Here is a 12,436-nt window from a genome sequence, read left to right as displayed (position 1 = left end):
TCTGACGCTTTTAAGAGTTTCCCAGGCGAAATCGTAACGTTCTCTTTATAATACTGGCACCAGGGCGGCGCAGTTCTGCCGCCGATAAGGAGAGAAAATGAAACGTTTACTGCTTGTTGCCACCTTGCTGGCAAGTTTATCGCCGTTGGCGATGCACACAGCCTATGCCGACAGCGCCCGCATTATGCTGGCACCTGGCGTTTCGCTGCATTTAGGCGATCGCGATCGTCATGGACGCTACTGGGACGGCGGCCGCTGGCGCGACGGTCGCTGGTGGCGTAATAACTATCGCTACAACGAAGGTCGCTGGTGGCGTCACGAACAGTGGCGTCGCCATGAAGAAATGCGGCATCGTCAGCAGTGGCGGCACGATCGTGAACGTCATCGGGAATGGCGTCACGAGCATGACCGCCGTCCGCCACCGCCGCCACGCTGGTAGAAACAAAAAGGGCGCTCGTTGAGCGCCCTTCTCTTTTGTGCCGCGATTAGAGCCCTTTGGCCATTTCGATCAGCAGGTAAAAATTTAGCGCGACGACAATGACTACGATGACTTTCCCCATCCACTGCATCAGGCGGGAATTCACCATATCCCCCATCATTTCGCGATTGCCGGTAAAGGAAAGCAGCGGGATCAGCGCCAGCGCGATACCAAAGCTAAGCAATACCTGGCTCATGACCAGAATCTTTGTTGGTTCCCAGCCTGCCAGAATCACGATAAAGGAAGGCAGCATGGTTACCACGCGGCGAACCAGCAGTGGAATGCGGATATGGATAAAGCCCTGCATCACTACCTGACCCGCCATTGTCCCCACCACGGTGGAAGACAGCCCCGCGGCCAGCAGGCTCAGTCCAAAGACCAGCGCTGCCGCACGACCCAGCAAGGGATCGAGCGTCAAATAAGCCTGGTCCAGCTCGGCAATGCCGGTATGGCCGCTAAAGTGAAAAGCTGCCGCTGCCGTCGCCATCATCGCCAGGTTAACAAAGCCCGCGATAGTCATCGCAATCGCCACGTCCAGCTTGGTGGAAGAATAGCGTTCAGCGCGGCTACCGCCGTCAGGGTTTTGCGTCAAAGATGAGTGCAGATAGATAACGTGCGGCATGATGGTCGCGCCCAGTACGCCAGCGGCCAGCAGCACCGCATCCGCAGTGGGCAGTGAAGGCACCGCGACGCCCTGCAATAAGTCCATGACCTTTGGCTGCGAGAAAAACAGCTCGATCACGTAGGCCGCCGCCACAAACAGCAGCAGGCCACCAATGACCATCTCCAGCGGCTTCTGACCCCGGCTTTGCAGCATTAAAATCAGAAAGGTGACGACGCCGGTCAGCACCGCACCCTGTAGCAAACTTACGCCAAAAATAAGCTTAAAACCGATGGCCGCGCCGATAAATTCCGCCAGATCGGTTGCCATCGCAATGATTTCTGCCTGTACCCAGTAAAACCAGACGGCAGGACGAGGAAAGCGGTCGCGAATATGCTCCGCCAGGTTTTTGCCTGTCGCAATGCCCAGCTTGGCTGACATCAGCTGGATCACCATCGCCATAATGTTGGCCCAGACCACCACCCACAGCAGCTTGTAGCCGTAGGAAGCGCCCGCCTGAATATTGGTCGCAAAGTTGCCGGGATCGATATAGCCGATCGCTGCAATAAAGGCTGGCCCCATCAACGCAAATTTAATTTTACGGGAACTTCGGACCGTTTGCTCCGCCGCGCGGCCTTCAAACATAGTCATACCCCTTAATACACCTGAGAAGAGCATTGTTATTCAAATGATAATGATTTTCAATATCATTTAATCTGGTTAAACTTATCGCTGTGATAGCCTACGCTAAAAAGTATAGCCATTGCTATACTTTCAGGCAAAGCTTTCCGTGACTAAAATGTAAGCAATAAATGTACTTTAGGTTAAAAAAGATTCCCCTACAAGCTGACGGGTGTTTTTTTAAACAGTACAGGAACGTGATCGGAAAGCAAATTGTCCATTTAAGACGATAGGAATTTATTATATTGAGGCTTTAGTCTCGTTTTTCTGCAACTTGTTACATAGAATGTGCAGCGAAATATAACAGCCTTCAAATTTGGAGCATCCATGTCCCACATTCTGCATTTTGCACTGGCATTGGTGGTGGTGACGCTGCTGGCCTTACTGGTCAGTAGCGATCGTAAAAGCATCCGCGTGCGTTTTATTATACAGCTTCTGGTTATTGAAGTTTTACTGGCCTGGTTCTTCCTGAATTCAGAAGTGGGTCTGGGCTTCGTAAAGGGATTTGCCGGCTTTTTCGACAAGCTGCTGGGCTTTGCCGCGCAGGGAACCAGCTTCGTCTTTGGCAATATGAACGACAAAGGCCTGGCGTTCTTCTGGCTTAACGTGCTTTGTCCTATTGTCTTTATCTCTGCCCTGATCGGTATTTTGCAGCACTTCCGTATTTTACCCGTTGTCATTAGGGCGATCGGGACAGTGCTCTCTAAGGTCAACGGCATGGGTAAACTGGAATCTTTTAACGCGGTAAGCTCGCTGATTTTGGGACAATCAGAAAACTTTATCGCCTATAAAGATATCCTGGGCAAAATGTCGCAGCGCCGCATGTACACGATGGCGGCCACGGCGATGTCGACCGTTTCGATGTCCATCGTCGGTGCCTACATGACCATGTTGCAGCCTAAATACGTGGTGGCGGCCCTGATCCTGAATATGTTCAGCACCTTTATTGTCCTGTCGCTGATCAACCCTTACCGCATCGAAAGCGAAGAAGATTTAAAGCTGAACGATCTGCATCAGGGCCAGAGCTTCTTTGAAATGCTGGGTGAATATATCCTTGCCGGTTTCAAAGTGGCCGTGATCGTGGCGGCAATGCTGATTGGTTTTATCGCGCTAATCTCCGCCATTAATGCGCTGTTTGACACCATTTTTGGTATCAGTTTCCAGGGCGTGCTGGGCTACGTGTTTTATCCGTTTGCATGGGTCATGGGCGTACCGTCTGCTGAAGCGCTACAGGTTGGCAGCATCATGGCTACTAAGCTGGTGTCTAACGAGTTTGTGGCGATGATGGATCTGCAGAAAATTGCCGCCACGCTGTCGCCACGCGCTGAAGGTATTCTGTCGGTCTTCCTGGTCTCCTTCGCTAACTTCTCCTCAATCGGTATTGTGGCCGGTGCCATTAAAGGCCTGAACGAAGAGCAAGGTAATGTGGTGTCGCGTTTTGGCCTCAAGCTGCTTTACGGCTCTACTCTGGTCAGCGTGCTGTCCGCTTCTATTGCCGGTTTAGTGCTGGGCGGCTAATAGCTGTTTTCGTTTACTGTTCAGCGAAAGGCGAACCTCCGGGTTCGCCTTTTTTGCAGCGGTCGCTTTAGTTAACCGCCCGTTACTCCAGCGGCACCTGCAGATGGTCGCGCAGCGTCTTGCCCTGATAATCTTTTCTGAACGCACCGCGCTTTTGCAGTTCCGGCACCACGTAATCGGCAAAATCATGCAGCGACGCGGGCATATCCGCCGGCATCAGCACAAAGCCGTCGCAGGCTTTGCTTTCCACCCACTCAATCATTTCGCTGGCGATGCTTTCCGGCGTCCCCACCAGCACCGGAAAGGAAGCGCTGGCCGCATAGCTTTTTGCCACCTCCGCCAGCGTTTTCCCTTGCCTGCGGGCTTCGTTAATCACGTACTCAAAACGACCTTTACTGCCGCTGATGGCAGCAAATATGTCGGGAAACAGCGCGTCGGGATCGTGTTGGGAAAGATCGTAATTCATGCTGGCAGACATAAAGCTCAGCCCAGCCAGCGGATTGACCAGCTCATCCAGCTGGCGGCGCTTCTCTTCCGCTTCCTGCTGCGTAGCGCCGACAATCGGCATGATGCCCGGCAGAATTTTACAGGCCTGCGGCAAACGGCCTTGCGCCGCCATCGCCGTTTTGAACTGTTGGTAAAACTGCTGCGCCCTTTCCCGTTCCGGCTGCACGGTAAAAATAACTTCGGCCACGCGCGTGGCAACCTCTTTGAAATCCTGGGATACGCCAGCCAGAATTTGTACCGGCCTGCCCTGCGGCGAAGCGGCCACCGTCAGCGGGCCTTTAATTTGAAAATGTTCACCCGCAAAACGGGTATAGCTGACCTTATCCGGCCGGGCATAGATGCCACTCTCTTTGTCGGCCACCAGCGCATCCGGCTGCCAGCTGGCCAGCAGCTGGTGAACCGCATCGATAAATTCGCCAGCCCGCTTGTAACGCTCCTGGTGTGCCAGGTGCCGGGTGCGGCTGAAGTTTTTTGCCTCGCCGTCGTTAGTGGACGTCACCGCATTCCAGGCCATGCGTCCGGCGCTGAAATGATCCAGGGTGGCGATGGTACGTGCGGCATGAAAAGGTTCGCCGTAGGTGGTGGAAAGCGTGCCGCCAAGGCCAATACTGTGGGTAAACAGGCTGAGCGCCGTCAGCAGCGCCATCGGCTCCGGCCGCGCATAGCCGGGACGGTACTGTACCGTTGTGGCGATATCGCTGCCGTAAATATCATCGATAGACAGCTTGTCGGCGATGAAAGCAAAATCAAACTTTGCCTCTTCCGCTTTTTTTACCAGCCTGAGCCAGGTATCAAGCGCCATAGGATCGTGATTTTGCGCAGCGGGATGACGCCATCCGCCCGCGTGCAGCCCGGTATCGCTAAGATAAAGCGCCAGATGCATACTACTTCTCCTGCGCCAGGCCAAGGTCGATAAACGTCGTGGCCCGGAGCGGCTGCGGGATCAGGCCGTTTTTAACATACAGATCGGCAGTGTTTTGCTGTACGGCTAAGACCTGCTGCTGATTGCTGACCACGGTATTCACCTCCCGTTGCACTTTCGACAGCGCCACCTCCTGCGGGATGCGCAGCAGTTTACCGATCATGGTTGCATAAGCTTGTGGGTGCTGTTCTCCCCATGCTCGGGCGCGCGTCAAACGCTGGCTAAAGTCGCGCAGCTCGGCGCTTTTCGCTGCGATAGCCTGATTGCTGGCTATCAAATAGTTCAGCGCCGGATAGTCTTTGCCATCGGCAATAATCTCCGCCCCGGACTGATGGGTAGCGAACGAAACGTAGGGTTCCCAGGTGGAAACCGCATCTACGCCGCCCTGATCGAGTACCAACGTCGCCTCAGCAGGCGTGGTAAAAACAAAATTGACCTTATCGACAGCAACGCCCGCCTTCAATAAAGCCTGTAACGCCAGGTTATGGCCGGAGGAGCCTTTCACCGTGGCGATACGTTTTCCAGCCAGGTCGCGAACAGAATGAATCGGGCTGCCTTTTTTAACGATAATGGCGTTACCGGCATACTTTGTGGCCAGAATGCCTTTGGCATCCAGTCCGGCGGCCACCGCAAAGGTTAGCGGCGCATCACCTACCGATCCAGCGTCAATCGATCCGGCGCGCATCGCTTCCAGCAGCGGTGCGGCATTGGCGAACTCATGCCAGTCCAGCGTATAAGGTAAATTATTCAGTTCACCAGCGGCTTGCAGAATTGCCCTGGCGTTCCCGCGCTGGTCGCCAACGGACAGCGTGTTAGCCGCAAAGACCGAAAAAGAGAGCAAGCTTAATAAGGTAAGAGAAGTAAGGCGCAGCATCACAGAGTCCCGAATGATAAAAAATGAGACTAGCATTGCTTTTTTCCGATCCAAATGTCCATTTTGTACAATGTTTATGCAGAAAAAGACTATTCCCGCCATAGCTGATTTTCAGCTTTGCTCAGCAGATTTATGAATTTCACAGCTAACGTCTCTGAACGTAGGGTTTTCTTCAGCACGCCGGTTTGGCAGCCCTCACTTCGGAGAACTCCCCATGAGCATTCAGTTTCTTGGCATGATTGGTCATCGTCTGGCCTCAGAGATCATTGCGCCCAGCGGTCCCCTTTTTAACAAGCAGTATATTGCTGACTTTGCCCGCGCGCATGAAGATGCCGGCTTCGACCGCATTCTGGTTGGCTATTGGTCGGATCAGCCCGATGGTTTTCTGGTTACCGCACACGCGGCCGCGCATACCTCTAAGGTAAAGTTTTTGCTGGCGCACCGTCCGGGATTTGTTTCACCGACGCTGGCCGCTCGCAAGCTGGCAACGCTGGATCAGCTAACCGATGGTCGACTGGCGGTACATATCATCAGCGGCGGCAATGATGCCGAGCAGCGTCGCGATGGCGATTTTCTGAATAAAGAGGAACGCTATGCGCGTACCGATGAATTTCTGGAAGTATTAAGAACCAGCCTGACGTCCGACCAGCCTTTCGATCATCAGGGCAATCTTTACCAGGCCGAGCAGGCTTTTTCTGCGGTTAAACCGCTACAGGCTCAGCTGCCAATTTATTTTGGCGGTTCATCACCGGAAGCCATCGCCGTGGCGGCTAAACATGCCGACGTTTTTGCCCTATGGGGAGAACCGCTGGCCGGTGCCGCCGAAACGGTGCGTACCGTGCGTGCCGCCGCCGCGCGCCATGGCCGCCAGATTGGTTTTAATATCTCCTTCCGCCCGATTATCGCCGCCACTGAAAAAGAGGCATGGGAAAAAGCGGAATATATTCGTGAAACGGCGCGCCAGAAACTGTTGGCCAACGGCCACGACTTTGGCCTGCCAAAACCGCAGAGCGTGGGGGCAGAACGGCTGTTCGCCGCCGCTAATGAAGGCGACAGGCTGGATAAGAACCTCTGGACCGGCATCGCCAAACTGGTTGGCGGCGGCTATAACTCTACCTCGCTGGTCGGCACGCCGGATCAGGTCTCTGATGCGCTGCTGGACTATTACAATCTGGGCATTGAAAGCGTGCTGATCCGCGGTTTCGATCCGCTGAACGACGCGCTGGAATATGGCAAAGAGCTTATTCCGCTAACGCGCGAAAAAGTTGCGGCCCGCCGTATCGCAAGGAGTGCCTGATGCGTTTGCGTTTGATCGCTGCCGTGCTGCTTTCGGTAATAGCGGGTGCCACCTCGGCGGCGGAAAAAGTCACGCTGCGGCTGGGCGATGTTAAAGGGGATCGTTTTATCTCTTTACGCGAGTCCGGCGAGCTGAAAAACTTGCCCTATGATTTGAAACTTACCTCTTTTGATTCCGGCGCACCGGTGCAGGAAGCACTAAACGCTGGCGCGCTGGACGTCGGTTTTACCGGCGACCTGCCGTTTTTATTTGTCTATGCGGCAGGTGCGCCGGTGAAGGCCATCGGTGCGTGGCAAAATAATCCTGACAGTATTGCGCTGCTGACGCGCCCGGACAGCGGTATCCATAGCCTGAAGGATTTAAAGGGTAAGCAGATTGCCGTTAATCGCGGCGGCTGGGGGCATTATCTGGTGCTCGGCCTGCTTGAGCGCGCCGGATTAAAACCTTCCGACGTCACGCTGCGTTTTCTTGGTCCGGTCGACGGTCGTGCGGCGCTGGCCAGCCATGCGGTTGATGCCTGGGCTACCTGGGAGCCTTATGTTTCTTCGGCCGTCATCGTCGATAAAGATATCCTGGTGCCGCAAGGCGGCGGGAAAGGCATTTTGTCTGGCTACTCCTATGCGCTGGCGCGTGAAGAAGCATTAAAGGATCCGGCCAAACGTCAGGCTATTGCCGATTTACAGGCGCGGCTGGCTAAGGCACAGGTGTGGGCGGCACAACATCCGGCAGAGTTTGCCAGCGCGCTCAGCAAGTCGCTGGGCATGCCGCAAAGCATTACGCAGCGCTGGATCGCCAGCGCAGAAATTCGTCCGGTAAACTTTACGCCCGTGCTGGCGACAACGCTCCAGCAGTCCGCTGATTTTTTCTACAGGTACAAAGTGTTGCCCAAAGCGGTAAACGTACATCAGGCGTTTGATTATCGTTTGTCGCAGCAGGCTAATCAGGTTGCCACAGGTCAAACTTTAGCCACAACGGGTAAGCAACAACCGTTATCTGGTCAGGAGAGCCCCCATGAGTGAACCGCAACATCATCGCCTGCGTGACTTTGTGGGTAGTCTGGCAGAGCTGCTGGAAACAAAACCAGCGGAGCGCGATCTCCTGCAGCAGGGTAGCCTGCTTCTTAAGCAGCTTATTCGCCATGATGACTGGCTTCCAGAGCCTTTTACCCAGCCCAGCCCGCAGCGCTATCAGCAATATTTACTGCACGCCGACGCGCTCCAGCGCTTTTCGGTGGTAAGCTTTGTCTGGGGAGCAGGACAGTCTACGCCGATCCACGATCATCGCGTCTGGGGCCTGATTGGCATGCTGCGCGGCGCGGAAGTTTCACAGAATTATGAGCGTGATACGCAAGGGCGACTTTATGCCGCAGGCGAGCCCGTCACGCTCAACCCCGGCGATGTGGAAGCCGTCTCGCCTGACGTCGGTGATATTCATCGCGTCAGCAATGCTTTCGCCGATCGGACCTCTGTCAGTATTCACGTTTACGGCGGCAATATTGGGGCGGTAAAGCGCGCCGTATTTGCAGAAGATGGTAGCGAAAAACCCTTTATCTCCGGCTATAACAACGCTTACTTACCAAATATCTGGGATCTCTCACATGGCTGAACACTCATTTTCTTTGCGTCACTATAGCGATATTCGCTATGCCCTGTTACAGCGTCAGGAAATTGCGCTGGTGGATGTGCGTGAAGAGGCTTACTACGCTGAAGGCCATCCGCTGTTTGCCGTCAATATTCCGCTGTCGAAGCTGGAATTCGAAGTATTGAACCGCATTCCGCGCCTGGCTACGCCGGTAACGGTTTATGACAACGGCGAAGGGCTGGCGCAGGTTGCGGCGGCTCGTCTGCAGGCCATTGGCTATAGCAATGTCGCACTGCTGGCCGGTGGTTTGGCAGGCTGGCGTGAAGCGGGCGGCGAAATCTTTATCGATGTGAATTCGCCGAGTAAAGCCTTTGGTGAGCTGGTAGAAGCACGTGCGCATACGCCATCGCTGCCCGCGCAGGAAGCCAACGCGCTGCTGCAAAGCGGCGAGCCGGTTGTGGTGCTGGACAGTCGCCGCTTTGATGAATACCAGACCATGAGCATTCCGGGCAGTATCAGCGTTCCCGGAGCCGAACTGGTGCTGCGCGTCAGGGATCTTGCGCCTTCTCCCGAAACCAAAATCATTGTGAACTGCGCCGGACGTACTCGCAGCATTATCGGCACGCAGTCGCTGGTTAATGCGGGCATCCACAATCCGGTTTATGCGCTCAGAAACGGTACTATCGGCTGGACGCTGGCAGGCCTTGATCTGGAACATCAGCAAAGCCGCCGTTACAAGGAAGTCAGCGAAACCGCGCTGGTGCAGGCCGCCCGCAGCGCCAGAGAGGTTGCCGACCGCGCTGGCGTCAAGCAGATTACCCTTGCTGAACTGCACGCGCTGCAACAGCAACCGCGCACGGTTTATCTTTTTGATGTCCGCGATGCGGAAGAATACGCTCAGGGCCACTTGCCCGGCTCCCGTCACGTTCCCGGTGGGCAACTGGTTCAGGAGACCGATCACTACGCAAGCGTGCGCGGCGCGAAAATAGTGCTGATTGACGATAAAAAAGTGCGTGCCGATATGAGCGCCTCGTGGCTGGCGCAGATGGGCTGGGACGTAGCGGTATTGGACGCCAGCGCAGACGATTTTACCGCCAGCGGCGACTGGGCACGCGTTGTACCGCCGTTGCCTGCTCAACAGGAAGTCACGCCCGCGCAGCTGGCGGAGTGGCTGAAGGCTGGCGATACGCAGGTGCTGGATTTTACTACCAGCGCGAACTACGTGGCGGCTCACATTCCCGGCGCGGCATGGCTTCAGATCGCCCTGCTCACCTTAACAGGTAAAACGGCGCTGCCGGAAGCGCAACGCTATGTGGTGACCTGCGGCAGCAGCCTGCTGGCCAGCTACGCCGTTGAGGAGCTTTCCGCGCTGACCGGAAAACCGGTGTTCGTTTTAAAAGGCGGCAATACGGCCTGGAAAGCGCTCGGCCTGCCGGTTGAACAGGGTGAAACACGGTTACTGCAGCAAAGAGACGACCGCTACCGACGTCCCTATGAAGGCACCGATAATTCGGCAGAAGCGATGCAGGCTTATCTGGACTGGGAGTATGGCCTTGTCGCCCAGCTGGATCGCGACGGCACCCACGGCTTTAACGTGATTGCGCCTTAACTTTATCGGGCCGTTTTACGACGTAAGTCGGCCCGATCTCTGATAAATCTACCTGCCCATCTTGCAATAAATCTTACTGATTACCCTGCCCGTTTTTTGTTTCTCTCCTTTTTTATCGCGCCTGCTCTGCCCCTGCCGTTGCGTAAACCTCAGCCGAATCGGTTTAGCACTTTGATTTTTTTTAACTATGCTTATTCCTTAACGAGCGGAAATAACCGAGTTCGTAATCAAAATCATCTTTATGCCGTGCGCTTCTGAAAGCTTTTCAGCGCGCGATATCAATTAACTACCGGCATTCTTGCTGGTTCAAGAGGAGAAATCATGTCGACAACTAATCGTCCCCAGCCTCCACTGCCAGAACAACAGCAAACATGGCCAGGCAGCACCAATGAAATGCAGCCCGTACCCGATCATGGCGAAGCCAGCTATCAGGGTTCCGGCCGACTAAAAGGTAAGAAAGCGATTATTACCGGTGGCGATTCCGGCATCGGCCGCGCCGTTGCTATTGCCTACGCTCGCGAAGGCGCAGACGTGCTGATCTCTTATCTGGATGAACACGAAGACGCAAAAGAGACCGCACGCCTGGTTGAAGAAGCCGGACGCAAAGCGGTGCTGGTACCTGGAGACGTCCGCGAGGCGGAGCATTGCCAGGCCATCGTCAGCAAAGCGGTAGAAGCCTTTGGCGAAATCAATATCGTGGTCAACAATGCCGCTTTCCAGATGACCCGTGATTCTCTGGATGAAATTAGCGATGATGAATTTGACCGCACGATGAAAACCAACATTTACGCCATGTTCCGCATCTGTAAAGCCGCGGTTCCGCATATGCCACCGGGCGGCTCTATTATCAACACCGCCTCGGTTAATGCCGATCAGCCTAAGCCGAAGCTGATTGCCTACTCGGCAACCAAAGCGGCCATCATTAATTTTTCCGGTAGCCTGGCAGCGCTGCTGGCAGATAAAGGGATCCGCGCTAACGCCGTTGCGCCTGGTCCAATCTGGACGCCGCTGATCCCGACCACCATGCCAACCGAGCAGGTGAAGAATTTCGGTAGCGAAGTGCCGTTGCAGCGTGCAGGCCAGCCTGCCGAACTGGCTCCGGCTTATGTCATGTTGGCCAGCGATGAAGCCAGCTACATTTCTGGCGCGACTATCGCCGTCACCGGTGGCGTCGCCGTCATCTGATGTCCGGGGCGGTAAATCCGCCCCGTTCCCCCTTCACATCTGCCCAATGAAAGTAACAACAGGCCGCTTCATGCGGCCTGTGGGCAGGCTTTTGTTAAGGAAAAAAAGATGAAAGCTTATCCTTTACGACTAACGTTGCCGATAGCCACGCATATTTTTGGCGGCGAGTTGATTAAAACACGCCTTGGAAAAGCGGGTTTACCGGACGGGCGTATTGCGGAAACCTGGGAAGTCAGCGACGTGGAAGGCATGCGCGCCACGATTAAAAACGGTGAGTACGCCGGGCTTAGCCTGCATGAATTAACGGAGCGCTACCCCGATGAGCTGGTGGCAAAGGGCTGGCGCGGGCCGCATTTTCCACTGTTAACCAAGTTTATCGACGGCAGCGGCATGCTGCCCGTGCATCTGCACGCCAATGATGAAGCCGCGCAGCGTCTGGAACAGCAGCCCAACGGCAAAAGCGAAGCCTGGCATATCTTATGGGCTGCACCGGGCGCGACCTGTCTGGCAGGCATCAAGCCAGGCATCGGTCAGCAGCAGCTACGCGCCGCACTACTGGCCCAGCGATACGACGAAGTGATGCAGCGTTTTCCGGTTAAAACCGGCGATACTTTTTACGTGCCGGGCGGCATGCTGCACTCTTTCGGACCGGATACGCTGATATACGAAATTGAGCAAACCTCCAATATTCAGCAGCACGCCATGCCGTGGCGTATGGAGGACGGTAGCGAAGTGCCGCCGCAGGAACGCGAAAAAAATATCGATGCGCTGCTGGCTGAACTACGGCCAGAGCTGACCTTAACGCCACAACAGGGTCTGACGCTGGAAGAAAGCTCACAGTTCACCCGCTTGATGTGCTGCGCAGGCCCTTACTTTGCGCTGGAGCGCTGGCGTTTTTCTGCCGGATACGATTACAGCTTCAATCGCGCACGCATTATTTCTAACCTGGGCGAACCGTTGCAGATTACAGCGGCAGGTGAAAGCTGGACGCTGGAAAAAGCGGAAACGCTGCTGCTTCCGGCTGCCTTAGGTAGCGTGACCTTTAACGGGCCGGGTGAAATTCTCGTCGGCTATGTTCCCGATCTGGACTCTGAAGTTAATCGGCCTTTACGCGAACGCGGCTACGATGACGCCACCATTGCGCGCCTTGGCGACGTAACAGACCAACTGCGTTAGGAGATTT

Annotated in this window: 11 protein-coding genes; 8 read left to right on the top strand and 3 right to left on the bottom strand. The window is 55.1% G+C overall.

Going from position 1 to position 12,436, the window contains the following annotated elements:
• Positions 1–97 precede the first annotated feature (97 nt).
• The gene (locus ACMGGR_RS05275) at positions 98–439 is read left to right on the top strand and encodes a DUF2502 domain-containing protein (protein ID WP_414148327.1); all 342 of its coding nucleotides are present in this window, start codon (positions 98–100) and stop codon (positions 437–439) included.
• A gap of 46 nt (positions 440–485) precedes the next feature.
• On the opposite strand, the gene ACMGGR_RS05270 is transcribed toward ACMGGR_RS05275, so the two are convergent.
• Positions 486–1,724 (bottom strand): Nramp family divalent metal transporter, encoded by a 1,239-nt coding sequence (locus tag ACMGGR_RS05270; RefSeq protein WP_414148911.1) that lies wholly within the window; start codon positions 1,722–1,724, stop codon positions 486–488.
• A 363-nt stretch (positions 1,725–2,087) separates the two neighbouring features.
• Here ACMGGR_RS05270 and ACMGGR_RS05265 point away from each other — a divergent pair, with 363 nt between their 5' ends.
• Positions 2,088–3,278: a NupC/NupG family nucleoside CNT transporter gene (locus ACMGGR_RS05265; RefSeq protein WP_246762127.1), complete on the top strand. Its 1,191-nt coding sequence runs from the start codon at positions 2,088–2,090 to the stop codon at positions 3,276–3,278.
• Positions 3,279–3,360: 82 nt separating this feature from the next.
• On the opposite strand, the gene ACMGGR_RS05260 is transcribed toward ACMGGR_RS05265, so the two are convergent.
• Both ACMGGR_RS05260 and ACMGGR_RS05255 read right to left on the bottom strand, forming a co-directional pair.
• Positions 3,361–4,668 (bottom strand): LLM class flavin-dependent oxidoreductase, encoded by a 1,308-nt coding sequence (locus ACMGGR_RS05260; protein ID WP_414148326.1) that lies wholly within the window; start codon positions 4,666–4,668, stop codon positions 3,361–3,363.
• Between the two features lies 1 nt (position 4,669).
• Complete coding sequence (locus ACMGGR_RS05255) at positions 4,670–5,581, bottom strand: aliphatic sulfonate ABC transporter substrate-binding protein (RefSeq protein WP_414148325.1); 912 nt, start codon at positions 5,579–5,581, stop codon at positions 4,670–4,672.
• A 214-nt stretch (positions 5,582–5,795) separates the two neighbouring features.
• On the opposite strand from ACMGGR_RS05255, the gene ACMGGR_RS05250 reads away from it, so the two are divergent.
• The 6 genes from ACMGGR_RS05250 to ACMGGR_RS05225 all read left to right on the top strand — a co-directional run bounded on the left by ACMGGR_RS05250 (position 5,796) and on the right by ACMGGR_RS05225 (position 12,429).
• Positions 5,796–6,878 (top strand): LLM class flavin-dependent oxidoreductase, encoded by a 1,083-nt coding sequence (locus ACMGGR_RS05250; protein WP_246762133.1) that lies wholly within the window; start codon positions 5,796–5,798, stop codon positions 6,876–6,878.
• Positions 6,878–7,897: an ABC transporter substrate-binding protein gene (locus ACMGGR_RS05245; protein ID WP_414148324.1), complete on the top strand. Its 1,020-nt coding sequence runs from the start codon at positions 6,878–6,880 to the stop codon at positions 7,895–7,897. Before ACMGGR_RS05250 ends, ACMGGR_RS05245 begins: the two co-directional genes overlap by 1 nt.
• A complete protein-coding gene (locus ACMGGR_RS05240; protein ID WP_414148323.1) occupies positions 7,890–8,483 on the top strand; it encodes a cysteine dioxygenase in 594 nt (197 codons plus the stop codon). Before ACMGGR_RS05245 ends, ACMGGR_RS05240 begins: the two co-directional genes overlap by 8 nt.
• Positions 8,476–10,068 (top strand): rhodanese homology domain-containing protein, encoded by a 1,593-nt coding sequence (locus tag ACMGGR_RS05235; RefSeq protein ID WP_414148322.1) that lies wholly within the window; start codon positions 8,476–8,478, stop codon positions 10,066–10,068. The genes ACMGGR_RS05240 and ACMGGR_RS05235 overlap by 8 nt, the downstream gene beginning before the upstream one ends.
• Positions 10,069–10,389: 321 nt before the next feature.
• Positions 10,390–11,253 carry a glucose 1-dehydrogenase gene (locus tag ACMGGR_RS05230; RefSeq protein ID WP_414148321.1) on the top strand — a complete coding sequence of 288 codons (864 nt, stop codon included), beginning with the start codon at positions 10,390–10,392 and terminating at the stop codon, positions 11,251–11,253.
• A 108-nt stretch (positions 11,254–11,361) separates the two neighbouring features.
• Entirely contained in the window at positions 11,362–12,429 is a 1,068-nt protein-coding gene (locus tag ACMGGR_RS05225; RefSeq protein ID WP_414148320.1) for a class I mannose-6-phosphate isomerase, read from the top strand.
• Positions 12,430–12,436 lie beyond the last annotated feature (7 nt).

This window comes from Erwinia sp. BNK-24-b, from assembly GCF_047456155.1.
Taxonomy (GTDB): Bacteria; Pseudomonadota; Gammaproteobacteria; order Enterobacterales; family Enterobacteriaceae; genus Erwinia; species Erwinia phyllosphaerae.
Note: the sequence above shows the minus strand (reverse complement) of the source record. Positions and strands in the feature narration are given on the sequence as shown.